This window comes from Scrofimicrobium canadense (assembly GCF_009696615.1).
Lineage (GTDB): Bacteria > Actinomycetota > Actinomycetes > Actinomycetales > Actinomycetaceae > Scrofimicrobium > Scrofimicrobium canadense.
The window spans coordinates 19,218-45,897 of sequence record NZ_VULO01000001.1 but is presented as its reverse complement, the minus strand read 5'-3'; the positions used below and the strand labels follow the sequence as shown (position 1 = coordinate 45,897).

The 26,680-nt window shown below is 54.9% G+C and carries 21 protein-coding genes; 9 read left to right on the top strand and 12 right to left on the bottom strand.

The genetic code is table 11. From position 1 onward, the window contains the following. The first annotated feature begins 59 nt into the window (after positions 1-59). Positions 60-2,861, top strand: coding sequence for an FAD-binding and (Fe-S)-binding domain-containing protein (locus FYJ24_RS00210; RefSeq protein WP_318656394.1), 2,802 nt, complete (start codon positions 60-62; stop codon positions 2,859-2,861). Here FYJ24_RS00210 and FYJ24_RS00205 read toward each other — a convergent pair. Genes FYJ24_RS00205 through dapB form a run of 3 tightly spaced genes read right to left on the bottom strand, consistent with a single transcriptional unit; the run spans position 2,838 to position 4,595 of the window. After that, positions 2,838-3,173, bottom strand: coding sequence for a hypothetical protein (locus tag FYJ24_RS00205; RefSeq protein ID WP_154542509.1), 336 nt, complete (start codon positions 3,171-3,173; stop codon positions 2,838-2,840). The two genes, FYJ24_RS00210 and FYJ24_RS00205, sit on opposite strands and share 24 nt — an antisense overlap. A 19-nt stretch (positions 3,174-3,192) precedes the next feature. Then, the gene (dapD, locus tag FYJ24_RS00200; protein WP_206192391.1) at positions 3,193-3,882 is read right to left on the bottom strand and encodes a 2,3,4,5-tetrahydropyridine-2,6-dicarboxylate N-acetyltransferase; all 690 of its coding nucleotides are present in this window, start codon (positions 3,880-3,882) and stop codon (positions 3,193-3,195) included. Positions 3,883-3,887: 5 nt separating this feature from the next. Then, positions 3,888-4,595, bottom strand: coding sequence for a 4-hydroxy-tetrahydrodipicolinate reductase (dapB, locus tag FYJ24_RS00195; RefSeq protein ID WP_154542888.1), 708 nt, complete (start codon positions 4,593-4,595; stop codon positions 3,888-3,890). Between the two features lie 46 nt (positions 4,596-4,641). Between dapB and FYJ24_RS00190 the strand changes: the two genes are divergently transcribed. The 4 genes from FYJ24_RS00190 (at position 4,642) to metE (ending at position 10,346) form a co-directional block, all read left to right on the top strand. Further along, positions 4,642-5,739 carry an amidohydrolase gene (locus FYJ24_RS00190; protein ID WP_154542508.1) on the top strand — a complete coding sequence of 366 codons (1,098 nt, stop codon included), beginning with the start codon at positions 4,642-4,644 and terminating at the stop codon, positions 5,737-5,739. Positions 5,740-5,744: 5 nt separating this feature from the next. After that, on the top strand, positions 5,745-6,980 hold the full coding sequence (gene lysA, locus FYJ24_RS00185) for a diaminopimelate decarboxylase (RefSeq protein ID WP_154542507.1): 1,236 nt from the start codon (positions 5,745-5,747) through the stop codon (positions 6,978-6,980). 187 nt (positions 6,981-7,167) lie between these two features. Then, complete coding sequence (locus FYJ24_RS00180) at positions 7,168-8,058, top strand: methylenetetrahydrofolate reductase (protein WP_154542506.1); 891 nt, start codon at positions 7,168-7,170, stop codon at positions 8,056-8,058. An 8-nt stretch (positions 8,059-8,066) separates the two neighbouring features. Beyond that, positions 8,067-10,346 carry a 5-methyltetrahydropteroyltriglutamate--homocysteine S-methyltransferase gene (gene metE, locus FYJ24_RS00175; RefSeq protein ID WP_154542505.1) on the top strand — a complete coding sequence of 760 codons (2,280 nt, stop codon included), beginning with the start codon at positions 8,067-8,069 and terminating at the stop codon, positions 10,344-10,346. Here metE and FYJ24_RS00170 read toward each other — a convergent pair. Then, positions 10,319-11,818: a leucyl aminopeptidase gene (locus FYJ24_RS00170; RefSeq protein WP_154542504.1), complete on the bottom strand. Its 1,500-nt coding sequence runs from the start codon at positions 11,816-11,818 to the stop codon at positions 10,319-10,321. The two genes, metE and FYJ24_RS00170, sit on opposite strands and share 28 nt — an antisense overlap. 213 nt (positions 11,819-12,031) lie before the next feature. Between FYJ24_RS00170 and FYJ24_RS00165 the strand changes: the two genes are divergently transcribed. Together FYJ24_RS00165 and FYJ24_RS00160 are read left to right on the top strand one after the other, a co-directional pair. Continuing rightward, positions 12,032-12,961 carry a hypothetical protein gene (locus tag FYJ24_RS00165; RefSeq protein ID WP_154542503.1) on the top strand — a complete coding sequence of 310 codons (930 nt, stop codon included), beginning with the start codon at positions 12,032-12,034 and terminating at the stop codon, positions 12,959-12,961. 177 nt (positions 12,962-13,138) lie between these two features. Beyond that, on the top strand, positions 13,139-13,720 hold the full coding sequence (locus FYJ24_RS00160; RefSeq protein ID WP_318656432.1) for a BglII/BstYI family type II restriction endonuclease: 582 nt from the start codon (positions 13,139-13,141) through the stop codon (positions 13,718-13,720). On the opposite strand, the gene FYJ24_RS00155 is transcribed toward FYJ24_RS00160, so the two are convergent. The 6 genes from FYJ24_RS00155 to FYJ24_RS00130 all read right to left on the bottom strand — a co-directional run bounded on the left by FYJ24_RS00155 (position 13,702) and on the right by FYJ24_RS00130 (position 22,147). After that, positions 13,702-14,532, bottom strand: coding sequence for an MT-A70 family methyltransferase (locus FYJ24_RS00155; RefSeq protein ID WP_154542502.1), 831 nt, complete (start codon positions 14,530-14,532; stop codon positions 13,702-13,704). The two genes, FYJ24_RS00160 and FYJ24_RS00155, sit on opposite strands and share 19 nt — an antisense overlap. Before the next feature lie 123 nt (positions 14,533-14,655). Further along, positions 14,656-16,224 (bottom strand): alpha/beta hydrolase, encoded by a 1,569-nt coding sequence (locus FYJ24_RS00150; protein WP_154542501.1) that lies wholly within the window; start codon positions 16,222-16,224, stop codon positions 14,656-14,658. A 2-nt stretch (positions 16,225-16,226) separates the two neighbouring features. Next, entirely contained in the window at positions 16,227-17,360 is a 1,134-nt protein-coding gene (locus FYJ24_RS00145; protein WP_154542500.1) for a DNA polymerase III subunit delta', read from the bottom strand. Beyond that, a complete protein-coding gene (gene tmk / locus FYJ24_RS00140; RefSeq protein WP_154542499.1) occupies positions 17,357-18,001 on the bottom strand; it encodes a dTMP kinase in 645 nt (214 codons plus the stop codon). Before tmk ends, FYJ24_RS00145 begins: the two co-directional genes overlap by 4 nt. Then, the gene (topA, locus tag FYJ24_RS00135; protein ID WP_318656431.1) at positions 17,998-20,622 is read right to left on the bottom strand and encodes a type I DNA topoisomerase; all 2,625 of its coding nucleotides are present in this window, start codon (positions 20,620-20,622) and stop codon (positions 17,998-18,000) included. The genes tmk and topA overlap by 4 nt, the downstream gene beginning before the upstream one ends. Positions 20,623-20,683: 61 nt before the next feature. Continuing rightward, on the bottom strand, positions 20,684-22,147 hold the full coding sequence (locus FYJ24_RS00130; RefSeq protein WP_154542498.1) for a DUF7059 domain-containing protein: 1,464 nt from the start codon (positions 22,145-22,147) through the stop codon (positions 20,684-20,686). A gap of 121 nt (positions 22,148-22,268) precedes the next feature. Here FYJ24_RS00130 and FYJ24_RS13260 point away from each other — a divergent pair, with 121 nt between their 5' ends. Further along, positions 22,269-22,541 (top strand): hypothetical protein, encoded by a 273-nt coding sequence (locus FYJ24_RS13260; RefSeq protein ID WP_318656393.1) that lies wholly within the window; start codon positions 22,269-22,271, stop codon positions 22,539-22,541. Beyond that, positions 22,538-24,037, top strand: coding sequence for a helicase HerA-like domain-containing protein (locus FYJ24_RS00125; RefSeq protein WP_318656392.1), 1,500 nt, complete (start codon positions 22,538-22,540; stop codon positions 24,035-24,037). Before FYJ24_RS13260 ends, FYJ24_RS00125 begins: the two co-directional genes overlap by 4 nt. Before the next feature lie 62 nt (positions 24,038-24,099). Here FYJ24_RS00125 and FYJ24_RS00120 read toward each other — a convergent pair whose 3' ends face one another. Both FYJ24_RS00120 and FYJ24_RS00115 read right to left on the bottom strand, forming a co-directional pair. Next, positions 24,100-26,433: a heavy metal translocating P-type ATPase gene (locus FYJ24_RS00120; RefSeq protein ID WP_154542497.1), complete on the bottom strand. Its 2,334-nt coding sequence runs from the start codon at positions 26,431-26,433 to the stop codon at positions 24,100-24,102. Next, the gene (locus tag FYJ24_RS00115) at positions 26,430-26,669 is read right to left on the bottom strand and encodes a heavy-metal-associated domain-containing protein (protein WP_154542496.1); all 240 of its coding nucleotides are present in this window, start codon (positions 26,667-26,669) and stop codon (positions 26,430-26,432) included. The genes FYJ24_RS00120 and FYJ24_RS00115 overlap by 4 nt, the downstream gene beginning before the upstream one ends. Positions 26,670-26,680: the final 11 nt, after the last annotated feature.

Below are 26,680 nucleotides of genomic sequence, written 5' to 3'. Positions count from 1 at the left end.
TCCTCCTTCTGTTGCGGACATGCACTAGGCGACGCATTTTTCCGTGTCACACTAGAGGGGTGGATGCAGAAATCACTCAAGAGCTGGTCGCACATTTGGCCCCCATCACTGAGATAGACACTGCCGTACGCAGGCGCGCCGAGTACTCTTCGGACGCTTCAAATTACCGAGTTGTGCCCGCCGCGGTGGCTTTCCCCCACGATGCCGATGAGACTGCGGCAATCCTGGAGGTGGCACGCAACCTTTCTGTGCCTGTTACCTCACGCGGCGCGGGAACTTCTGTTGCCGGAAATGCGATTGGCCCCGGCTTGGTCCTTGACTTTTCTCGTCACATGAATCGCATCCTCGATATTGATGCTGAAGCTGGCCTGGCGCGAGTACAGCCGGGCGTCATCATGACCGACCTGCAGAAGGCAGCCTCGCCTACCGGCCTGTGGTTTGGCCCGGATCCTTCAACGAAGAATCGCGCGACAATCGGTGGGATGATCGGCAATAATGCGTGTGGTCCTCATGCTCTTGCTTTTGGGAGAACCGCGGATAACGTCGATTCTCTTGAGATCATTGATGGAACTGGCAGACGTTTCACTGCCGGAACAGACTTGTCGGTGGTCCCCGGGCTTTCTCACTTGGTTTCGTCGAATTTGGCGCTGATTCGGACGGTTTTGGGTTGTTTCACACGCCAGGTTTCTGGTTATTCACTGGAACATCTTCTCCCTGAAAACGGCACTCACCTAGCCAAGGCTTTAGTAGGTACTGAGGGCACTGTTGCGACTTTGGTCGAGGCGACAGTCAATCTACGCCCCATGCCACAAACTCCTGTTCTGGTAGTTCTAGGCTACGCAGATATGCCCTCAGCTGCAGACGACGTGTCAAACCTTTTGGGTCTCAATCTTTTAGCAGTAGAGGGGATGGATTCTCGCCTGGTCGAGGTGGTGCGTCGTCACCGCGGTTCGGTTCCCGATTTACCGCGTGGGGCTGGCTGGCTTTTCTGTGAGACAGAGGGGGTTGACGCGGCGCGCGAACTCATCAGCACTTCTGCTTGTATGGATTCCCGCATTGTTGCTGATAAGTCCGAGTCGGCAGCTCTTTGGCAAATCCGAGCCGATGGTGTGGGCCTGGCCGGGCGTACTCCATCGGGCAAAGCTGCCTGGCCTGGTTGGGAAGATTCAGCCGTTCCTCCCGAACATTTGGGAACCTACTTGCGGGAATTTGACGTACTCATGGATGCCCATGGTGTTTACGGTTTACCTTATGGGCATTTTGGTGATGGCTGTATCCATATTCGCATCGACTGGCCGCTGGACAACCCGGGTGATATTCCCGCCTTCGGTACGTTCATGGAAGAGGCGGCCGATCTGGTGTCACAGTTTGGCGGCTCTCTTTCCGGCGAGCACGGCGACGGGAGGGCCAGGTCATCGCTACTCCCTCGCATGTACTCCCAGGAAGTCCTTGATCTTTTCGGTAATTTCAAGGCACTCTTCGATCCGAAGAATCTTCTGAACCCAGGCGTCCTCGTCGACCCGAAGCCTTTGACTGAGGACCTGCGGCGCCCAGCGGCCCGCACCCTGGGAGCTCAAGGCTTTTCATTCCGAGAGGATGGCGGCGACATGACGCGGGCGGTGCATCGCTGCACGGGTGTCGGTAAATGCCGCGCGAATAATTTCGTGAATTCTGGTTTCATGTGCCCCAGCTACCAGGCCTCTAAGGACGAAAAGGATGTGACCCGGGCACGCGCCCGAATGTTGCAGGAGGTAGCGAACGGATCACTGGTGGGTGGATGGGACTCGCCAGCATTGGCTGAGTCTTTGGATCTGTGTCTGAGCTGTAAAGCTTGTGGTCATGATTGTCCGGCTGGCGTGGATATCGCCCGCTATAAGTCCGAGGCGACCTACCGCAAATATCGGGGAAAGCTTCGTCCTCCCAATCACTATGTTTTAGGGTGGCTTCCCCGCTGGGCCCGGCTCGCAACAATGGCTGCACCAATAGCTGCTATTGGAAATGCTGCAATGAACATAACTCCTATTCGCAAGGCCGTTTTTTCACTTTCTGGGATCGATTCACGTCGCACAATGACGGCTTTTGCCACTCAGCGTTTTAGTCGATGGTTCAAGAAGAAGCCCTCCACAACTCAACAAGGGCAAGACGTCATCGTCTGGGCGGATTCTTTCAGCGAATACTTGGACCCCACCTCAGCCAAAGCAATGGTTGATCTTCTGGTCGAGGCGGGATATCGAGTTCGGATTCCGTCATCCCCCGCGTGTTGTGGGCTGACATGGATCTCTACAGGACAGCTCGACGGCGCTAAGAAACGCTTACGTGGGCTTCTTGATGTCCTGGGGCCGGCCGCTGAGGAAGGTGTTCCGATCGTAGGCATTGAGCCCTCATGCACAGCTGTTTTACGTGATGATTTGGTCGATCTTCTCCCCGACGATCCTCGCTCACATGCGGTGGCATCTCAGGTGTTTACGCTGGCAGAACTCCTCACCCACCCTGAGTTCGGCCCTGGTCCCCAGTGGAAGCCCGCAACAGATCTGTCCGGTGTCACGATAATTGCCCAGCCGCACTGCCATCAGCATTCGGTGATGGGTTTTGGCGCAGATGCTGCGCTACTGCGCCGTTTGGGTGCGGATGTTCAACAGCTTTCTGGCTGTTGCGGGCTTGCAGGAAACTTTGGCATGGAAAAAGGACACTACGAAACTTCGGTGGCCGTGGCCGAAAACGGATTGCTTCCGGCCTTGCGAGAGATGCCTGAAAATGCAATGTTTTTGGCTGATGGCTACTCGTGCCGAACCCAGGCCTTGCAGTTGGCTGGGGTTGAAGGGGTCAGTCTGCCTCAGTTATTGGGTCTCACGCGGCCCTAAGTTCTCAATGGCCTGAGAGGCTTTGTCTGCAGATCGAGTAATTTTCTCTGCGGCCTTCTGAGTCGCCTTTTCTACGCGTCGTTCTTCACGCTCTTCAACCTGGTACGCGTGGGTAAAGGCTTTGCTGACCCTCTTTTCGTCTTCGCCTCGTTCTAGTTTTTCTTCCGCCCGCGCGAATGCAACTTCGACTTTCGACTCTGCCTGAACCATGGTCTCAGCTAACTCTTGGGTGGCGTCTTCAGCGCGGCGAGTGCTCTTCGCTACTTTTTTCTCGACACGCCGAACCGCTCGATCTTCATGTTTTTCACTCATAGACCAATGGTGCCAGACCTTAGAGCGTGCGCAACTCTTCTACAAGGCCTGTCTTCGATGACGTTTTATCGTCTTTTTTCTTGATGACCCGCGCGGGTGCTCCGGCCACCACGACTCCCGCCGGAACGTCCTCGACCACGATGGCCCCAGCTGCCACAACGGAGCCCTCTCCGACTCGGCACCCCTCAAGCACTACAGCATTAGCACCAATCATCACCCCGTCTTCAATGATGACCGGGGTGGCAGAAGCTGGCTCGATGACACCGGCTAATACGGCACCTGCACCGACGTGACAGTTCTTGCCGACGGTGGCGCGGCCTCCCAAAATTGCTCCCATGTCAATCATGGTGCCCTCACCAATCACGGCCCCTATGTTGATGATGGCGCCCATCATGATGACGGCGTTCTTCCCAATTTCTACCTGTTCACGGATGAGTGCGCCCGGTTCAATGCGAGCCTCGAAAGGTTTCATATCGAGCAGGGGGATGGCCGAATTGCGGCGATCATTTTCCACTACGAGGTCGTCGATCGCGTCAGCATTGGCTTCCAGTATCGGAGCTAGTTCAGCCCAATCGCCAAAAACGACGTCACCAAAAACCTTGGCACTCCCAAAATCGATTGGTTTAGACGTTTTCACGTAGAGCTTGACCGGGGTTACTTTCTTTGCCTGAGAGATGTAAGCAATGATTTCTTCGGCGTTCATACTCATGATCTTTAGTTGTCCTCTAGTAGTTGTGCGAAAGTATAGGTGCCAGGCGTGTGGCCCACCAGGCTACGGGCGGCGGTGAGGGCGCCCAGAGCAAAAATGCGACGAGAAAACGCGCGGTGGGTAATCTCCACGACCTCGTCTTCACCAAAGAAGGCCACTGTGTGTTCTCCTGGCACTGTGCCCCCACGAAGCGAATGCATCCCAACCTGACCTGGCTGTCGAGGCCCGTCGTTGGGGCTGCGACCGTAGGTGAGATCGGCGTCGCCGCCGACCGCACGGAGAAGTAGCTGCGCAGTTCCCGAGGGAGCATCTTTTTTGTAGCGGTGATGCGTCTCAGATATTTCAACGTCGAAGCTGGGACTCAACAGTTTTCCTAGGAGAGCTACCGCCTGCGCCATCACGTTGATACCCACCGAATAGTTTTCGGTGTAGATCACAGGAGCATACTCACCTAAAGCTTTGATTGCTTCGCCCTGATCTTCATATCCGGTCGTTCCAGAAACAAGGGCGGTACCGGTTCGGCGTACGTATTTTGCGAGGGCGTCAAAAATCGCGGGGGACGAAAAGTCAATGATGACATCCGCCGAATAGTCGGCGTCCCCCTCGAGATCTGCCACATTATCAGCATCTATTACTTTGGCCAGTTCCAGGTCATCTGATTCTTCGATCAGTCCTGCCAGCATTCGCCCCATTTGGCCATATCCACACAGCATTATTCTCACGCCCTTCAGTATGACATGCCACGGGTAAGCTAGTCCTATGACGTCACCTGTTGTCCAATATCGGCGCGACCTGCATCAGATACCTGAGCTCGGTTTCGACCTACCCAAGACTCTTGCCTACGTAAAAGATCATCTGCACACGTTGCCGGGGCTCGTCATTGAACCAGCCCCTTCATCGGTCTGCATATTCTTTGACGCGGGGGCAGCATCCACGGTCGCGTTTCGCGCCGACATGGATGCCCTCCCCACCACCGAAAGCACCGAACGCGTGGGAAGATCTTTGCATGAGGGCCGCATGCATGCTTGCGGCCACGACGGCCATATGGCAATGGCATTGGCCTTATGCGATTACGTGTCCGAACACATCGATACGCTGCCGCATAACGTACTGGTAATCTTCCAGCCAGCAGAAGAAACCACCGGCGGTGCCGAACCCATATGCGCATCGGGAATCTTCTCTCGGTTCAACGTGCAATCGGTATATGGCCTGCACATGTGGCCTGGTTTCGCCGCTGGCCAGATTGTCAGCCGACCCGGACCACTCATGGCCCGCTGCTGCGAGGTTCACGTAAAAATCACCGGAAAATCAGTTCACATTGCCAAAGCACACGAGGGAGCCGATGCACTTCTTGCCGGTTCGCTTCTTGTATCGCGCCTGGCCGATCGAGTCCCCAACGACCCGTTACAACTACTGCGCTTCGGTTTGCTCAAATCCGGAACGGTAGGCAATATCGTTGCCGGTAGCGCTACCGTTGCTGGCACACTCCGGTCCTTTTCTGACGATGACCACGAAGCACTCATTCAGCTTCTCACCGATACAGCAGCAGAAGTTGAGAAGGAAACAGGCTGCGAAGTCGAAATCTCTTTGACGGCCGGATACCCAGCCGTCATCAACGACGCTGACTTGTTCGATCAGGTAACCTCGTTGGGGATTCCCATTACGGTACTTGAAGAGCCGCCCATGACAGGTGAAGATTTCAGCTTTTATCAGCGGGAAGCTCCTGGGGTATTCTTTTTCGTGGGAACCGGACGCCCTGACGCGCTCCACTCGCAAACATTTGACTTTGACGAGGCGGCCTTGGAGTCCGGACTGAGACTATTGATCGCACTGACTCACCTCAATAGGGGACAATAGGAGGCATGAAAGCCTCCCCTTGTAGTCCAGATGCGCTTGATGCTGCCCTGGCGCAGTTTCCTACACCTTTCTACCTCTACGATGAGAGCACTCTTCACCAGCGAGTTCGCGATCTCCAAGAGGCTTTCAGTTGGAATAAGGGCTTTCGCGAATACTTCGCTGTGAAAGCACTGCCCAACCCTGCGGTTCTGGACGTTCTTCGCCAGTTAGGATGCGGAGCAGACTGTGCATCCGAAGCTGAACTCATCATGGCCAATAGCATTGGTCTGACGGGCGAAGACCTCATGTTCACCTCGAACAACACCCCTGCTGAAGAATTTGTCCTGGCACGCAAACTTGGGGCTATCATCAATCTCGACGCGCTGAATTTAGTGGACTTTTTAGATGAGACTGCCGGGATACCTGACCTTGTCTGCGTTCGTTACGCTCCTGACCACGAGATCGGGACCCAAAACCTCATCATGGGACACGCCCGTGAAGCCAAGTTTGGCATGACTAGGGAGCAGATTTTCACTGCCCTTGCCTCACTCCAGCAGCGTGGAGCGCGCCGTTTCGGTGTCCATTGCATGGCAGGCTCAAACTCCCTCAATCCCACCTACTATCCAGAACTTGCGCGCGAAGTATTTACGTTGGCAGTAGAAATCAAGAATCGACTTGGGATCGAACTGGAGTTCGTGAACTTCGGGGGAGGCGTTGGTATCCCCTACCGCGAAGATGAAGAACCACTCGACATTCACGCTATTGGCTTGGGCGTTCAGAAAGTGTATGCGGCCATCCTCTCTCCGGCTGGATTGGAGCCAGCGCTCTTTACAGAATTGGGACGCTACATCGCTGGCCCAGCAGGCATATTAGTCACCCGCGTGCGCCACATTAAAGACAGCTACAAGCGCTACGTGGGTGTCGATGCCAGCGCCTCGGACTTGCTGAGACCGGCAATGTACGGTGCCTACCACCACATCACCGTAGCCGGGCGAGAAGACGAAGATGGCACCACCCTCGTCGATGTCGTGGGATCACTATGCGAAAACAATGACAAATTTGCCATTGACCGAAGGCTCCCGGAAGTCTCTCCAGGCGACATCCTCATCATCCACGACGCTGGGGCTCACGGGCGATCCATGGGATACAACTACAATGGCAAGCTCCGCGCCGCAGAAGTTCTCATCCGCGCCGACGGCACACCCCAGTTAATTCGCCGCGCAGAAACACTCGACGATTACTTCGCAACCCTCACCCTCTAGTCGTCCGTCCCATTTTATGAGACACCACTGACAAGGTAGGTCTGCACCAGGCATGGTTGTCTCCATGACATCGCATGCCGCATCCCCCGCGCCTCAGGGCGTCGTATGCGCGCGAATGCGAATGCGTAGCTCAATCTGACCTCAGCCAGCTACGCCCAATAGGGCACCCCTCTTACTTGGAGCCCCCATGTCAACCCCCACAATTTCTTTCGAACTCATGCCTCCGCGCACCTCTTGCGATGATCCCTCCTTCTGGGAGACTGTCGACAACTTAGTTGCTGTTCACCCCGACTTTGTCTCTGTCACATATGGCGCTGGCGGGCATAATCGCGACACCGCACATGCCGTGACGGCCCGCCTAGTGCGGCAGGCTCCGATCCGCCCCCTAGCGCACCTCACATGTGTCGGCGCTTCGCGCACGGAAACCACGGAGGTTATCGATTCATACCTTGCTAGTGGAGTTCGCTCATTCTTAGCTTTACGAGGCGACCAGCCCCAGGGCCGGGCGGCATCTCCAGACGCTTTGAAATCCTCAATTGAGCTCATCGCTCTCTTGCGTTCGCGTGAAGCCCTGCGGTGTGCCGAATCCGCATCTGCCGCCTTGCGTTCCGCAGTTGCCCCACTCATTGTTTCCGTTGCAACGTTTCCGGCAGGAAACCCAGCAGCAGGAACCACACCAACCCAAGAAGTAGAACGCCTCCTCGTCAAACAGGCCGCGGGTGCCAGCTTTGCCATCACCCAGCTGTTTTACGATGCCGACATCTACCTGAACTTCGTGGACGAAGCGCGCCAAGCCGGAGTGACCATCCCTATCTTGGCTGGCATACTCCCAGCAACCCATCCTCGGCGTCTACGCCGAGTTGCCGAGCTCACCGGTGTGGCGCCGGACCCACTCTTCATGGATGCTCTAGAAAACGCAGCGGATCCTGCATCTCTCGGCATTGCCGAAAGCGGCCGGGTGATAGAACGAATTCTTGCTGCTGGGGCACCCGGAGTCCATCTTTACACTTTCAACCAAGCTAAACCCACCCTGCAGGTTTTAGCAGCCGCCAACCTTATCAAGCCGGAAACCATTTAGGAGAAACCATGTCAACCTTTCCCTCAGCCACAATTGTCGGATATCCACGGATCGGCCCCGACCGTGAGCTCAAACGTGCCCTCGAGTCATACTGGGCTGGAAAATCTGAAAGGGACCAACTCCAATCGGCAGCAGCGCGCCTGCGCCTGCAGTCCTATGAACGCCTATCCGATCTAGGACTGTCTACTGTCGAGGCGGCAATACCTGCCAGCTTCTCCTACTACGACCAGGTTCTCGACGTGACTGCCCTTCTTGGGGCGATTCCAGAGCGTTTCCGCGATTTCGACATCGAACCGTTGGACCTGTATTTTGCTCTTGCGCGTGGTCACCAAGGTGCGGCTGCCTTAGAAATGACCAAATGGTTCAACACGAACTATCACTACCTAGTACCTGAGATCGATGCGCATACCCCAATTTCTTTGACTCACAATGCTCCACTGGACCTCTATCGCGAAGCTAAAGAAGCGGGAATTACGGTTCGCCCGACGCTTGTTGGCCCGGTAACGTACCTTCTCCTCGCCAAAGGAATTGACGGCTACAACCCTCTGGACCGACTTGATGATGTCATCGATGTATACGCCGAGGTACTCCATCAGCTCTACGCTGCCGGTGTTCCCTGGGTGCAATTGGATGAGCCAGGCGTCACCTCCGACAATCTAGGCATCACAACCGAAGAACTTCAGAATGTATTGCTGCACGCATACCGCCGCCTCACCAGCGGCAAACGGCCCAGTATTCTGGTCACCACACCCTATGGTGAGGCCGTCTCGGCGATAGAGACCCTAAGTGAGACCGATGTGGAGGCTATTCATGTCGACCTTGTCCACGGAACGCAGCCTCAAACGTGGGGCAACAAGGTTCTCGTGGCCGGCATCGTCAATGGTCGCAATATTTGGCGCGCCGATCTTTCCGGCGCATTGTCGAGGCTGGCTTCTCTTCCAGGCGAGGTGAGCGTTGCCTCGTCCACATCGTTGCAGCATGTTCCCTATGACGCTTCACGTGAAAACTGGGAAAGCGAAGACCTAGCACTGTGGACTGCTTTCGCCGATCAGAAGGTTGCAGAAATTGTCACATTGGCCCGCGGACTTGATGAGGGCCGCGATGCAGTATCGGCTGAGCTTGCCCTCGCCGATGCGGCACATAAACGACGCCACGAGGCACCCGGCGTGAGTGTGAAGGCCATTCGGGAAGCTACCGCCGCGGTGACTCAGGCCGACCGAGAGCGCGCACCGTACTCCCTGCGAGCTGATGCCCAAGCACAACGCTTTTCACTTCCGGCTATCCCCACCACAACAATTGGGTCTTTCCCCCAGACACCGCAGATTCGGCAAGCCCGAGCACTCCATGCCAAGGGTGAGCTAAATGAGGATCAGTACCGCGCACGTTTGGAAGACGAAATCCGCTCGGTCATTGCGTTGCAAGAAAAACTGGGACTCGATGTTCTGGTACATGGCGAGCCCGAACGCAATGATATGGTCCAGTACTTCGCAGAAAATCTCGAGGGATTCACTACCACCAAGCATGGCTGGGTCCAATCCTATGGCTCCCGCTGCACCAGGCCCTCTGTACTATGGGGCGATGTCTCACGTTCTGCCCCTATCACAGTATCGTGGTCCACTTTCGCGCAATCTCTTACTGATAAACCTGTCAAAGGTATGCTCACCGGCCCGGTGACAATCCTGGCGTGGTCCTTCGTACGCGAAGACCTGCCCCTGGGTGAAGTCGCAGACCAGGTAGGACTGGCTTTGCGCGAGGAAGTTGGCGACTTGGAGTCGGCTGGAATAGGAATCATCCAAGTAGATGAGCCGGCTTTGCGTGAGCTGCTGCCGTTGCGCCTAGAGGACCAGCAGGAATATCTCGAGTGGTCGATTGGTTCGTTCCGCCTGGCTACCTCTGGGGTGCGGCCAGATACTCAAATTCATACCCATCTGTGTTATTCAGAGTTTGGCGATGTCATTTCTGCCATTGACGACCTCAATGCCGACGTTACCTCACTCGAAGCAGCGCGTTCACACATGGAAGTTTTGCCAGAGTTGGCGGCAACCGGCTTCGATCGTGGGATTGGACCTGGCGTCTATGACATTCATTCGCCACAGATCCCCACCGAGGAACAAATTACTGAACTACTGGCATTGGCCGCTGAGGCAGTGCCTGCCCAGCGGCTCTGGTCCAATCCCGACTGCGGCCTCAAGACCCGCACCTACCAGGAAGTAATTCCGTCCCTGGAAAACCTGGTGCGGGCCACGGCCACCGTCCGGGCTCAGTTGGAAGTATCTGCTGACGCGTAATTCTCAATAACATCGAGAAGGAGGCGCGCCCCGAATCCGGTAGCACCGGCGGGGCGCCAGCCTTCTGGTTTCTCTTGGTTCATGGGGCCGGCAATATCGACATGCACCCACGGAGTATCCCCCACAAAATGCTGCAGGAAAAGCGCCGCTACGATCGCTCCACCAAAGCGGGTGCCCCCCACATTCGATATGTCCGCAACAAGCGAATCCAGTTGCGACCGATATTTTTGTTCAAGGGGAAGCCGCCAGGTTTCCTCGCCCGTGTTCGTAGAAGCCTCAGTGACGATAGCCGCAAGCGCGTCATCGTTGGTGAAAGTGGCGGCGAGGTCCTGTCCCAATGCCACAATTGCCGCGCCGGTGAGCGTGGCAACATCAATGATCGCGTCGAGGTCTTCCTGCGCCGCTAGAGAAAGGCCATCCATGAGCACAAGGCGGCCTTCGGCATCAGTGTTCTTGACCTCAACAGTAGTACCATCTGCTGCAGTGAGAACATCACCCAGCCGGTATGCGTCCCCTGAAATCATATTGTCTGTGCAGAGCAGCCATGCAGTCACTTCAACCTGCGCTTGAGTGGCTGGTAGTGAGCTCATTGCGCCAAGGATTGCCGCGGCGCCGCCCATATCCATCTTCATGACCTGGTGGAACTGGTCTGAAGGCTTCAGGCTGACCCCGCCCGAATCATACGTGATGCCTTTACCCACCAGCCCAATGTGAGCCACGGGGTCACTGGGGCTGTAATGCAGTTTGATGAGGCGTGCAGGCTCGTAGGAGCCCCGGTTGACTCCAAGGAGGCCGCCGCATCCCATCTCAATCAAGGCGTCGTTGTCAAATATTTCGATGCCCAGTTGATGCTGCTGAGCGAGATTCGCTGCTGCTTCCGCCAGGTCGCGCGCGGTGAGGTACCCGGGAGGCGTGTTGGTGAGATCACGTGCAATGACTGTTGCGCGTGCTAGGTTTCTTCCTGTCTCCACGTCAGCGGAAGTAGAGTCGCAGCCCTGAAGTAGCAGTTTTTCCAGATGGGTGTGTTTCGGCTCGGATTTAAGCGCCTCGTATCGGTACCGAGCTAAGAGAGCTCCTTCTACCAGGTACCGCGCTGCATGGGGAACTTTGATCGATCCGACGATGCCAACCCGTGATGCGTTCTTTGCTGCGTTTACTGCTGCCGCGGCAATATCACGGAGCGCGGGGCCGTCGAGGTCTTGTGTCTTCCCTGCGCCTAGTGCAATCACATCCGCACCATGAGGATTGGGAAGAAGAAGTCCTTCACCGGTCTTCGGTGTGAAGCCAAGTTCTTTGAGTTGTTCAGCTGAAAAGCCAGCCTCCTCTGGAACCGGAGCGTCTTCAAAAATCAGGTATCCGATAGCTTGTGCTTGATCAGTGGTGTCAAGGACAACCTCAAGATCGTCGAGTTTTTCCAGTCCTGGAAGCACGGGAAAATCTTCAGGAATCAACTTGGCGGGAGTGCGAGTCAACTGAACCTCCTAGTATGTCAACAGTGCAACCCCACTCTACGTGTTCTCTTCTTCGCTTTCCTCTTCCTGGCACGACCGCCGTTAGGTGTGCATTGGCCCTGCACTCAATTGCACCAGTCGGCCCCCGCCCACAGGTGCGTGTTATATGTCTGTTATTCATTGGCTTAGTGCGCAAAAATCCAGCACCTGTTGCACTGCGAGTAAGGTAAGGACATGGATGTGCGCGCAACTTTCCCACAAGGAGGTCTCCTCGGGTGGGGAGCTAACCTTACCGAGGCACTAAACTACCGCAACAATCCGAAACTCTACGCGCGCCGAACCCTCACCTCCGCAGACCTACGCTCATTGAAAAGACAGATAGTTACCCCAGACCCGGGGGCATTTTCTCAAGGCAGCATGGATGATTGTTACCTCATTTCTGATCTCAAAGCACTCATGTCTACCGAGGTGGGACGCAAGCAGATCGAGGCTATGGTCGAAGTACACCGCGATTTTGCAGTCATATGGTTTTGGGATGGACTGCGCAGGATTCCGGTTCGCGTTCGCAGTGTTTTCGAGGCGGGAGTTCGCAGAATACGAGGACCACGTACACCTCTTGCAGCGGTGATCGAAAGTGCGTACGCCCACTTTCGATGGGAATTTCAGGGCCGTCTACCCACCATGGGATTCTCTGGAGACACCTTGGGAGAAATTGCAGGTGTTGCGGTGTGGCAGAAACGACGGGTCCTGGGGCTAAGAGACACCGATGTGGCTGCCATAGGGCGAGCCCGATCTGCAGACTTGCCTGTCGTTGTGTCGACGGTGGGGTCCAACCCTGTAGAGTTCACTGACGCATTCGACATTCGCAAGCGGACTTTCGATGCTGAAGCACCTGCAAGAATCCCTGGATTAGGAGACGTTAGTGTTCGTATCCGGGCAGCACATGCGTACATGGTGACGTCAGTCGGTGCCAACTGGGTAGAACTGGTCAATCCGTGGGAGTATAACTACGGCACCGACGGCCAAGTGCTGCGAGCCACCGAAGGCGTCCATCAGGGAGCACTCACCGTTCGCCTCCCCATATTTATGCGTCTGTTCGGGCATGTGGGACTTATCCCTTCGCGATCACTTGCTTTATGGAAGAGTCACTTGGGCATGGAATAGCCAGTCATATCGTCACTGAACGCTACTCATTTATGTAATCCTTGAATTATGTTCGATACACACACATTTGATGACGCTAGATTTGTTCCCCTACAAATCCGGGAGCGCTTCGAATTTATGGAGACCAGCTCAGCCTGCGCTCTCATGGCTACCACTTGCCGAGAGGAGTGAGCTGACATTCTTTCTGTTCTAGAACAGTTCCAGCTTGATCCCCAAACATGGATGCGTGCTGGCGGCAACCGCGGTGATGTGGCCAAAGAAATCGATTCTGCCTTCGAGGAACGCGGCTGGGCAGAGAGACGTCTCGATCTAAAAACGCATGCTTTTCTACTGGATAGAAAAGGGCAGGTTAAGACTACTTTTGACCCGGTGTACCAGGAGGGCTACTTGGTTGACAATGTCAAAGGCCGCGTTGCGCTCGACGTCGAATGGAACGCCATAGATGGAAATCTCGATAGAGACATGACGGCCTACCGCAGCTGGCATGAGGCTGGAGCCATTACGGCTGCAGTGATTATCACAAAGCATCAGGCGTCTTTGCGATCGCTTCTTAACCGCCTATGGGGTGACTACAACAACGCGAGAGACATTCAACTACAAGTCACCAAGCCCCCTATTGATATGGCCACATCCACAACGACGAATTTTGAGAAAGCAGAACTCCGAATCCGCAGAGGCGTTATGGGGACATGCCCTTTACTTGTCATGGGAGTGTCAGAGTCTACCTGGAATGGGAAGGCCTATTTGGGGACCGACTGACCGCCCTGGCTGCGAAGTTGTACCCCAGCCTCGTTGAGAAGTGCCCTAACCCTCGCGATGGAATATCCAGTCTCGGCGGCTACAGCACGCACGCTTGCTTTTTCGGAGTAAAGATCGCCCACCGCTTGGGCAACGGCTCTACGCACTTCAGTGGGTAGTCTTTCATTAGGTTTGAGAGGAGGAAAAATAGCGCCTCCCGCATATCCCTTATGGACCTGTCCGCGCGTATGTCCATCAGATTCATCACCCCATACGGTCCAACCAGGGCGCTGGTGACGTGCAAAGAGCTCAAGGAACGGACCTGGAGAGCACGCCTCAATCAGGTCATATTGTTCGTCAGGTTTACGAGAGTGTTCACGTTTGCGTGTCTCAATCATGTTGACCTGTGATCTCCCAGGTTGCAGAGTTCGCATTCGCCCCTTGACTCCGAAAAGAATCAGTTCAGTGACGTTACGGAAGTAGAATCCGACTCCTCGGCCATCGGGACCACCATCTTTTCGGCGTTTCGCCCACACTAGATTGCTGACATAGCGAAATCCCCATTCACGCATGACATCGAGCCCATCGGGTAAAAGAGCATTGGGAACCCATAAATAGAGATGAGCATTCGTAGCAGTCACCTCGCTAACCGGCAGTTCTTTGATCTGGTCGAGGGGGAGCGTCGAATATCGATCGAGACGCCGATGCTCGGGCGCAACTTTGCCGGTACGGTTAGCGAACTGCCACGGCGGATCTGCTAAGACGGTAGAAAATCCCCCTGTCACGGTGGGTAACGGAGAAATAGCGTCATTAGCACGCAGCGGATTTGGCATGGAAAAAATGTAGCAGATTTAGATCTATATTTAGATCTTCAGTTTACCCAGCGTGCTCTATCCACCCGAATAAAACACTGTCCCGGTGACAAATATCAAACTGCCACAGGAATTATCACACTGTCATGTGCCAGGGCAGGTGAGGGGGGCGGGAACTGTTCCCTCAAGCAAGTATGCACTGACCGCCTTTTGCACACATTCTTGACCCGACTGAGTGTACGCACCGTGGTTCCAATCATCCACGGTGATCAGGACGGCATTTTCGAGGCTCTCAGCCAGAGACTCTGCCATCACATAAGGCGTTGCTGGATCATGCGTTGTGCCAACAACAACAATAGGTGCTGACCCTGGGGCTGTTACGTGAGTGCGTCGCTGTTGCGGCTGAATCGGCCATCCTTCTAACCCGGCAGAAGAGAAGCCAAAATCTTCACCTAGCACGGGCAGTTCTTCACGTAGCTGCTCTGCCTGGGCACCCCATTCATCAACAGTTCCGACGGGTTCCATGTCAAGGGCATTGATGACAGTAAAAGCATCCTGAGAATTGCTATAAGACCCGTCGTCTTCTCGTCCGTTGTAGTAGTCAGCAAGGAGAAGCAGAATAGTGCCGTTACCGTTCAAAGCCATTTGCATACCCTGCAACAAAAGTGGGTATGACTCAGCGGAATAGAGGGAACCAATGATCCCGGTGCGGGCCAGGCTGGCTGTAAGTGGGCGTTCTGGATCATTCGTTTTGAGGGGAGCCTCATCAAGCTGAGTCAGAAATTCTTTGATCTGTTTCTTACTGGGTTCCAGACCCGGATCTAGCGGGCACGATGACTGCTGGTGACACCACTCGATCCAGTGATAAAGAGACTCTTCCATTCCTCGTGCCTGCAGAGCTACCAAAGTGTTGGAATCGGTTGCAGGATCCAGCGCACCATCAAGAACCATGCGTCCCACTTTGTCGGGGAAAGTGTCGGCGTACACTGCCCCCAGAGCTGTGCCATATGAATAGCCCACGTAGTCGAAGGAATCTGCCCCCATCAGTTGACGAAGCATTTCAAAGTCTTGTGCTGCAGAGAAAGTGTCAACGAATCCCACGATGTCGCCGTTTCGTTCCTCGCATTGCGCAGCAAAATCGGCCATTTCTTGTCGGTACAATGCCATGCGCTCATCTATGGGAAGATCTGCAGGATCGTCAATGTCATCACCGGCGAGGTCTTGATCAAGTTCTTCATCCGTACGGCAACGAATAGGAGTCGATTCGCCGACACCTCGCGGATCCATTGCAACAATTTGGTAGTGCTCCGAAATCTCTTCTGGCAGCATCTGTTCTACGAATACCGAAAGAGAATTGACGGCATCGCCGCCAGGACCTCCCAGGTTGAAGAATAGTGGTGGCGCGTCCTCGCCCGCACCAGTGTAGCGCGCAATCGCAAGATTAATCGGATCAGAGTTGAGGTCATTCCAGTTCATCGGTGCGGCAATGGTTGCACACTGATAATTCTCAAGATCTTCAGGTGCTGGCAAGGGCGATGTTGTCACTTGGGGTCCTTCGCAAGGCTCCCAAGAGATAGTCTGCGCAAAGGGGTCGGTAAGCGGTTCAACAGCAGAAGGCCGGGACTGTTCAACAGCGGCAGGAATCGAAGGAGTGCATGCAGTGAGTACGAACCCCGCTGCTAAGAGTAGGCCTGCAGATTGTCTGCTCTTCATTACTATCCCTTCGGTGTTCGCATAATGCTGACAAGGAGTGCCTCCATGACAAGCAACTGTGCGGCATTGCTGCCGAGTCTTCTTCGTGCAAGGTCAACCGCGTCTGCTGCTATTCCAGCGTTTCGCCCTAGCCACCCCGACAGTTCTTCTTCCATATCAGCATTGACAACAGGCACATCAGCACCAACGCTGCGAACCATGACATCGCGGAAAAAACTGAGGAGATCGAGACACACCCGATCAAGCGCATCAGTAAGTGCCCTGCGACTGCGACGCTTTTGGTCGGCCTGCAAATTGCGTAACTGCGTGGCCACGTCACGTGGAAGCACTTCATCTTCGGTAAGACCGTAGGCCGACAACAAGGAACTCACTTCTTCTTGATCAAGGTCCGCGCTAGTCTTCTCTGCAACATCTTTGGCGGCTGCCATAAGCTTCCCAGCGGCAATGACGGCTTCGCCTGTGTTGGAAGGGTTGAGTGCCAATCGCATGAGTTCAACTCGGGAATCTCTGGTATGTGGGTCCTTGACCATGGCGCGAGCCAGACCAATATGGGACTGCGATATTTGCGCGGCTACCAGAGCCTTGTCGTAGGGTACGCCTTCAGTTGCTTGAAGGAGCTGGGCAACCGCCCCCGCATCAGGAGTCACCAGATTTAATACACGACATCTTGACCGTATGGTGACAAGCATGTCTTGCGGGGTCGGAGCACATAAAACCCATATAGTCTTTTCTGGCGGCTCTTCAATGGCCTTGAGTAGCCGGTTCCCTGTCTGGTCGTTAATTCGGTCAGCGTCTTCGATGATGATGACACGGTAACCACCCATGATGGGCGAGGCGTAAGCCTGAGTGCGGATGTCTTTTACTTGTTCGGTGTCGATGATGACCTTATCCGTTGCCACAATCGTGACATCGAGGTTCGTCCCACTCATGGTGGTCCGACAGCCTTCGCATTCACCGCATCCCGGCTCAGGTCCGGTGCACTGTAGTGCAGCCGCGAAACACCGTGCAGCCACGGAACGTCCCGAACCTGGAGGGCCGGTGATGAGCCATGCGTGGGACTCCCCACCATGTGACGCAGCGCTGCGCAGCACCTGGGTTGCTTCCTCTTGTCCTACAAGGACGTCCCAGACACTCATGAACAGGACTCTAGCAAAGCATCAATCGTGAGTGCGAATACTTCTTCTACAGGCAAAGTTGAATCGATGACACGATACTGCTGCGGCTTAGCAGCTGCCGCCGATAAATATTGGGCACGAACCTCCTCGTGGAAACCTTTTCCTGCTCTTTCTATCCGATCTGGCTCAGCTCCAGCTCGTTGCAAACCAACCTCAACGGGGACGTCAAAAACAACCACAAGGTCTGGTTCTAAGCCATCAACCGCCCATAAAGATAAGTCTCTGATTGCTTCTACTCCCAGGCCCCGTCCAAGGCCTTGATATGCGACTGACGAGTCGATATAGCGATCGGTGATAACCGTCTTGCCACTGCTGAGCGCAGGTCGAATAGTTGTTGCCACGTGATATGCACGGTCAGCCGCATACAGTAGAGCCTCAGTTCGAGCGTCAATATTGTCAGGACCGTGCATCACTAAGTTCCGGATTTGATTTCCAAGCGGGGTGCCGCCCGGTTCGCGAGTAAATACAAGCGGTGCATCCAAGCGCCTGCGCAAAAGTTCCAGTTGAGTGGATTTACCCGATCCGTCGCCTCCCTCAAAAGCGATGAAAAACCCCCGAGGCCTGTCCTTGAGAGCGGCACTAAGTGCGTCAACCGCGGTCATTTCTTCTTCGCTTTAGCTGTGCTCTTTCGGCGTGCAGGCGCTTTCTTGGGGGTTGGCCCCTTCGCACGCTTATCTGCCAAAAGAGTGAAAGCTCTTTCTTCGGTGAGGGCCTCAACAGATTCAGAACGCGGCACAGTAACATTCGTTGTCCCATCGGTGATATAGGGACCGAAACGCCCGTCCTTGACAACAACTTTCTTCCCGGAAATCGGATCCTCACCGAACTCACGAAGAGGCGGCTTGGCGGTTCCACGCCCTCGCTGCTTGGGCTGAGAATAAATCTCTAATGCCTCTTCCAAGGTAATCTCTAGCAATTGACGCTCAGAACCGATGGTGCGAGAGTCTTTCCCCTTCTTCAAGTAAGGCCCGTACGGACCGTTCTGTGCGGTAATCACCTCGCCATCAGGAGCAGTTCCAACCTCACGAGGAAGAGAAAGCAACAACAGGGCCTCTTCTAAGCTCACGGTTTTCACATCCATGTCTTTGAAAAGTGAGGCGGTTCGGGGTTTATCTTTCGAATCCTCTGGTAGCAGCTCGGTCACGTAGGGGCCATACCGACCGGTCTTGACGATGAGGACATTTCCTGATTGGGGATCTATGCCAAGCTCTCGCCCATCGGCGGCTGCCTCCGACAATAGTTCTTCAGCTACTTTTACGTTCATCTCATCGGGGGCAATATCAGCCGGAACATTGGCACGTTGGCCGTCTGGTGTTTCCAAATATGGGCCGTAACGTCCGATTCGTAAGGTGACTCCTTCAGCAATCGGAATGGAGTTCACCTCACGGGCATCAATATCTCCAAGGTTGGCGACTGTGTCACGTAGACCACGCTTGGCAAATTCTTCGGCTTCAGCGTGTGCTTCTTCAGAGTCGTTGTCACCAAAATAGAAGCCGGAAAGCCATGCGGATCCGTCTTCTTCTCCAAGTGCTATCCGGTCCAGATCTTCTTCCATCTGGGCGGTGAAATCGTAGTTCACCAAATCCGACAAATTTTCTACTAAGAGACGCGTGACAGAAAACGCCAGCCAGGTGGGCACCAAGTACTGCCCACGGTGAGTGACGTAGCCTCGATCAGAAATCGTCTGGATAGTTGAGGCATATGTCGACGGGCGCCCGATACCCAGGTCTTCCATCATTTTGACCAATGTCGCTTCTGTGTAGCGCCCTGGAGGCTGCGTTTCGTGTCCTTCGGCTTCTGCCGAAGCTATCTGGACAATGTCCCCTTCAGCAACGTTGGGGAGTTCTCGTTCCTGCGCGTCATCTTTGCGCTTTCCATCTCGGCTCTCCTGGTAAAGTGCCCTAAACCCTGGATCGGTAATCACAGTTCCCGAGGTGGATGCTGTGACCTCACGTCCCGCAGCATTCGCCTGGAGTTTGACGGTAGCGGTATATCCAACGGCATCATTCATCTGAGAGGCAAGTGTCCGCTTCCAAATGAGCTCATAAAGAGCTAGCTGTTGCGGCGCTAACACACCTTCAAGGGCCTTTGGATGTTGAAATTTTTCACCTGAAGGTCGGATTGCCTCATGAGCCTCTTGCGCCCCCTTGGCCATCTTCCCATATACACGTGGCTTTTCAGGCAATGCATCAGCACCGAATTGCATGGAAACCTGTTCGCGTGCTGCTTTGAGAGCCTGAGATGACAACGCCGTGGAATCCGTACGCATGTAGGTGATATGTCCAGATTCGTACAGAGTCTGGGCCGTTCGCATCGTGGTTGACGCATTCCATTTGAGCTTACGAGAAGCCTCTTGTTGCAGCGTCGACGTAGTGAAAGGTGCAGCCGGACGGCGCCGGTAGGGCTTTTGGGTGACAGAAGAAACGAGCGCGTCAATCCCCTCAAGAGCTGCGGCTAGTTCGGGAGCACTTGTCTGCGTGAGAACTTCTGCGTCCTTTTTCAGCTTGCCGTCGGGCCCGAAGTCCGATCCAGTAGCCACAGGTTTACCATCAACAGCGCTGACGCGCGCCTCGAAGTCATTCTGTCCTGCAGTAGCCCCACATTTTATTGACCAGTATGCGGCACTAACATGGGACATTCTTTCGCGTTCACGGTCAACCACTAGTCGCGTGGCAACCGATTGAACGCGGCCTGCTGAAAGCCCCCGAGTTACTTTCTTCCACAAGACAGGAGAAACTTCCCACCCAAAAAGTCGATCCAGAACCCGCCTAGTCTCTTGAGCGTCGACCAGATTCTGGTCTATTTCACGAGTGTTCTCTAGGGCCCGTTGAATCGCTTCTTTAGTGATTTCGTGGAAAACCATGCGTTTGACAGGAACTTTAGGCTTGAGAACTTCCAAAAGATGCCATGCGATAGCCTCGCCTTCGCGGTCCTCATCAGTAGCCAGGTAGAGTTCGTCTGCGTCTTTGAGTGCTCGCTTGAGCTCAGTGACCTTCTTCTTCTTGTCGGGGTTCACCTGGTAATAAGGTTTGAATCCGTCGTCAACATTGACTGCAAACTTCCCGTAAGGCCCCTTCTTCATGCTGGCAGGTAGCTCAGATGGAATCGGCAAATCACGCACGTGCCCCACAGAGGCTTCGACCACAAAACCGTCGCCAAGGTAATTCTTGATGGTTTGAGCCTTCGCCGGCGATTCGACGATAACCAGCTTCGTTCCTGCCACTATCTCTACTTTCTTCGCATGTACCGGGTGCACCCCCAGAGCTGACCTTATACCGAATGTGCTAGGTTCGGTCAAGCAACGACGCTACCTGGAACCGTACAAGCTCTGGTAGGGCTGTCGCAATCTGCTCTTCAATGTTTGGGACAGAATCACCAGTAATTGCAGCCAGCGCGTGGATGATTTGCCCACAGGTAAGTTCGCCGTCCGCAACGCCTAGAAGCGCAGCCATATGGGAGCTTACCTGGATATCTCTTCCCATCCCAGCCCCTTGCGTGACGCGGATTTGGGATGGATCGGAATAGCCCGGTATGAAGTAGCGCACCTCGCGGACGTCGGGTGATACCTTAATCCGTCGTTCTTTCCAATCAGATGGCAGTTGAAGGTTTTCCAGTGCCGCCGCAATCGCAGCACCATCGGGCAGATGCCCCTGTTCGACTTCATCATGGACAGATATAGCCTGGGCAGCAGCAGGTGTCTCTTCAAGGCGTCGCATGGCAATAAATCCCATGCCAATCCCGGCTACACCAGCATGAATGAAATCCTGGAGCCATGCCCGATACAGCCCATCTGTATCCTGTTCCCCCGAATCTCGTAGCCACATCTCGACATACTGGGCAGGATCGAGAAGATCGCGTTGCACCAGCCAGGCATCCGCGCTATCGGAAAGCCAGCTTTGAGGCCTGATATGCCAATCGTCTTCTCCGCGGATCTCCCAGTTCGCTAGCATCTGCAAGATCCCTTGAGGCTCAAGGTACTTGGGGCCTTGACGGACGATGGTCGCAATAAGGTTATCCCTGTCCATTCCGCCATCGCGATAGTCCATGTGCCTGGTGTCACGTACTGATTGCGGAGTAATCACAAAGGGAGGATTCGAGGTAATGAGATCGAACCGTTCCCCGTCAACGGGTTCAAAAAGAGAACCTTGACGAACATCGATATTCGTAGCTCCGTTGAGTGCAGCATTGAATCGTGCAAAATGACATGCGCGCTCACTGAGGTCGGTGGCAACAACCCGATCACAATGGGTAGACAAACATAATGCCAAAATCCCGCAACCAGTTCCCAGATCAAGCGCAGACGTCATATGGCTGCGAACCGTCATGTGCAAAAGCGAAATCGTAGCCTGGCCAATGCCCAAAACATGTTCCGGCTTGAGAGGTTTCTTAGTCTGGCTCTCCCCCAAATCGGAACATATCCACCAGTTATTCCCTTGCCAATGGTAGGGACGCACATCAACTAGTGCGCGCCCGTCACGCACTAACCCCAGTTTTTCCGGATCGCACGTGGGAAATGCCAGCACCAGTTGAGTATCCGTGAGCTCTTCCGCCAGTAAAAATAGTCGCGTCAGTAAGGCAGCGGGACTTTCTTGATCTTGCAAGGCAATATGTGCTGGCACGAATTGCTCTCTACCCATCGCAGACGTCGCCATCGGCCCCATAAGAGCCTCCACATGGTCAACAGTCCAGTCAGCGGCCCTAAGGTCAGTGCGCAACGAAGCAATCGCATCGAGATTCAAACTCAGCATGGTTCTACCCTACGCTGCCCCTCCGACAACACCACTGCCATTATGCTGTCGCTGTTAGGCCTCTGAAAATCTAGCCTGATTCGGCGAGCAAAGCCCCGCTTTGCAATCTAGGGTCACTTCTATGAGCAGCATTGAAGAACTTCGGGCCCAGCTGGCGGAAGCGGAAGCAAAGGCAAAGCTGGCTGAAGCCGAACTCGCTAAAGCACAGGCTCAGGCAGCCGCTGCCAGATTGGCTGCCGTTGAAGCCTCCTCAGGCACTTCCCCCAAAAATGAACCGGCACAAGATGTCGGTTCTGAACAGTCGGAAAGCAATCTGACAATAGTGCCGTCTCACCTGCCACAGAGCCCGCTCTCTCAAGCACTATTGGCCAGGGCTACCAGTTCGAAGGGTTGACTATCGGCGCCCTCATTGACAGTCCAGAAGTCCAGATCCCGATGCCCTATTCGATGTTCAACCGGCACCTGCTGGTCGCAGGAGCTACGGGATCCGGAAAAACTAGAACACTGCAGCTTTTAGCTGAGGGGCTCAGCGCCAACGATGTGCCCGTAGTGTTATGCGACGTAAAAGGCGACCTAACCGGACTTGCTCAGGCTAATACCGCCTCGGATAAGCTCCTTGAGCGCACACGTGCTAACGGCCAGGAATGGCAAGGCGCCGCCTTTCCGGTGGAACTACTGCGCTTAGGGGACGCTTCCCAGTTTCCAGGCGCCCAAGTCCGCACTACTGTCACCGACTTTGGTCCAATCCTGCTTGCTAGGGCACTTGACCTCAACACAACTCAAGAGCAATCATTGCAACTAGTTTTCAGCTGGGCAGACAAGCAGGGACTTGCTCTCATCGACCTTAAAGATTTGCGAGCTGTAATCCAGTTCCTCACCTCGGATGACGGTAAAGAACACCTCAAGGGAATCGGAGGTGTTTCCTCGGCGACTGCAGGTGTGATCTTGCGGGCAGTATCCGCGTTGGAATCACAGGGCGGCGAACAATTCTTTGGCGAACCCGCATTTGACACTCGAGAGTTGCTGCGCACCGAAGGCGGCCGCGGAGTGATCAGCCTGCTGGGTGTAGGAGATATCTTCTCGCGCCCTGCGCTTATCTCGACTGTGATCATGTGGTTGCTGGCAGATTTATTTGAAGATTTGCCCGAGGTGGGGGATGTTGAAAAACCTAAGTTGGTGTTCTTTTTTGACGAGGCGCACCTGCTATTCAACGGAGCTTCCAAAGAGTTCTTGAATCAGGTTGTGCAAACGGTTCGGCTTATTCGGTCAAAGGGTGTCGGAGTCGTCTTTGTCACGCAAACTCCCAAGGACATTCCCTCCGATGTTCTAGCTCAACTCGGTTCACGCATTCAACATGTTTTGCGTACAGCAACGCCCGATGACCAAAAGAAACTTAAGGCCACCGTCGCCACATTCCCCAAGAGCGAGCTCGACTTATCCGAGGTCATCACTACCTTAGGTACTGGCGAAGCTATCGTGACCGTACTCGATCCTCAAGGCCGCCCCACCCCCGTTGCTCCTACGAGAATCTGGGCGCCAGCATCAGTCATGGGGGCAGCATCCGCTGATGTGGTTGCGGCACTAGCATCATCACCTTTAGCTTTGAAGTACGCGACGTCTGTCGACAATTATTCGGCTTTCGAGGCCTTGGAAGAACGACAAAGCGCAGCTCAAGTGGCAGCGGCCGAAGCGGAGCGCCAGGCACAACTGGAAAAGGAAGCAGAAGCCGCGAGAAAAGAAGCAGAGAAACTACAGAAATCGCAGACAAAACAGCGTTCTTCTGGCGGAGGCGGGGTGGACGATCTCTTCTCTTCCATGTTGCGATCAGCAGGATCACAATTAGGAAGAGAAATATCGAGGACCCTCTTTGGAACCCGCAAGCGACGCTGAATAACGCCTATTGAGCACCAGCGGCCTGGAGCGCACTGACAAAGGCTTCCAGTTCTTCTCGGTCAGGCGTTGCGTAAACGCAGAGAATTCATGACAACGAAAACAGAGGACATTGCCATTGCAGCGGCGGCAATCATCGGATTGAGCAGCCCTAAGAATGCCAGCGGGATAGCCGCCACATTGTAGAAGAACGCCCAAAATAGGTTGCCTTTAATGACGCCAAAGATGCGCCTGGCTAAGCCCAACGCGCGCGGGACTCCCGTGAGCTCCGAGTTGACCAGAGTAATGTCGGCCACGGCAATAGCAGCATCGGTGCCCGAACCCATAGCTATCCCGACCTGAGCTTGCGCCAGGGCAGCTGCATCATTGACACCATCACCTACCATCGCCACACGCTTATCCTCAGATTGCAGGTCCTTTATCACCTGCTGTTTTTCATCAGGAAGTACCTCAGCAATAACTGTCGTGATACCAACCTGGTCAGCAATATGGTGCGCTGCCGCAGAGTTGTCACCGGAAAGCAATACTGGCTCAACGCCCATTGTCCGCAGCTGCGCGATTGCCTCTTTTGACGTGGGCTTGATGGTGTCGCGCAAGACGATGACTCCTAAGACTTCTGCATCGTCGAAGGCCTCTGGAAGAGCGCGCCCCCCGGCTGAAGTTACTGTTGCGCGTTCAGCAACTACAGTGCGTCCCACAACGTGGGGCTCGTAGCCGGCAGCTTCAACTGTCTTTTCCAGTTCAGCATCATCATGGTCACTAGTAAGTGTGATCGTGGCGGACTCCGTAGCCAAGTTGACCTGAGCATCGACTCCAGGAAGTTTCTTCAACTTACGCTCCACCCGGTTCACGCACGAAGCACACGTCATCCCCCCCACTTTCATCTGAACCTGAACTGAGCCGGGGGCGGCCTCAACAATACTGGAGGGCACAGACATTGCCTCGTCCAGATAGTCGGGTACTTTGACAACTGCCACGACTGTCGCGCCTGAGGCTTCGGCTTGGTCTTGTCGCGCCTGCAAATCTGCGGGAAGCGATACCCCGTGACGGCTCAGCCACCGGGACCCACCAACCAAGATGAGGTCGCCAGCTAATAGCCCAGAGACGCCTTTGCCCGCATGGTTAGAAAAAGCACTAGCTTCGGGCGCATCAGGAGCCGCCGCAAAAACCGCTTTGGCAAGGGGATGTTCTGAATGTCGCTCAACTGCCGCTGCTACCTCAAGGGTCTGAGTATCACCCATCACCTCTTCGACTGAAAGCACCCCTGTTGTGATGGTGCCAGTCTTGTCGAGCGCAGCGGTGTTGACCTGCTGGCTGTGCTCCATTACCTCGGCGCTTTGGATGATGATCCCCAGCTGTGAAGCGCGGCCTGACCCAACCAGCAGCGCAGTCGGTGTCGCGAGACCCAGAGCACACGGGCATGCTACAACCAATACCGCTACCGCTGCAGTGAAGGCTGCCTGGGCATCCCAGCCCAATATCAACCACACGGCCAAGGTGACGAGGGAAATCCCTATCACGACGGGAACAAAGATCGCGCTCACACGATCAGCCAATCGTTGGACTGGTGCTTTTGTTGCCTGAGCCTGCTCTACCAATCTGCCAATTTGTGCCAGTGTGGTGTCGGCACCCACCCGTGTCGCTTCGACAATCAGCGTTCCCCACGTGTTGAGCGTTGCTCCGGTGACCGCATCGCCTACAGCCACGTCAACCGGCAAAGATTCTCCGGTGAGAAGGGACGTATCGAGGGCCGACTCGCCCTGAGTGATCACCCCGTCCGTGGCGATCTTTTCTCCAGGAGCCACCCGGAAAAGATCCCCTTCCTGCAAATCGGATGCAGGAATGACCTGGTCACCTTCAGGGGTAACCAGTGTGGCTTCTTTCGCCCCTAAAGTGAGCAGCGCACGCAAAGCGTCACCTGCCCGATAGCGACTTGCAGATTCCGCCCAGCGACCCCCCAGCAAGAACACCACGATCATTGTTGCAGCTTCGAAGTAGAGCTCAGCATGTCCGTGATTCATGCGCGGGATGAGGGACATAGACATTTTCATGCCGAGGTCGCCTGCTCCTCCGAAGAAAAGCGCCCAGTAGCTCCAGAGCGAGGAAGCGATTACTCCAAGACTCACCAACGTGTCCATCGTCGTTGAACCATGTCTAGCCGCCTTGAATGCAGCTTTGTGGAATGGCCACGCACCCCATGTCACCACCGGTAAAGCCAACACGGCCACCACCCACTGCCACCCGGTAAACTGCAGTGCCGGAATCATCGACAGGAGCATGATGATGGCTCCCAGCGGTAGAGTGATGAAGAATCTGCGGCGCAGCGAGATAGCCCGAAGTCGGGCGTCCTCCCCTACCGCGTGTGCTGAGTCGAAGTAATCGTTTGTCTGTGTCATGAGGTGGCGCTAACTCCTACCAGTTCGTATCCGGCCTCACTGATCGCATCACGAATTGCCGCCTCAGTAACTTCCCCGCCAAGATCAACAGCCACCTTCGAGGTGGCTCCCTTGTGTACATCCACCTCTACCGAAGCTACGCCAGGAATTTCTTCCAGTTCCTCACGCACGCTGGCAGCGCAATGACCGCAGGTGAGCCCATTGACGTCGAGAGTAATTTTTCCGGTGTAATTCATTGTGCTTCCTC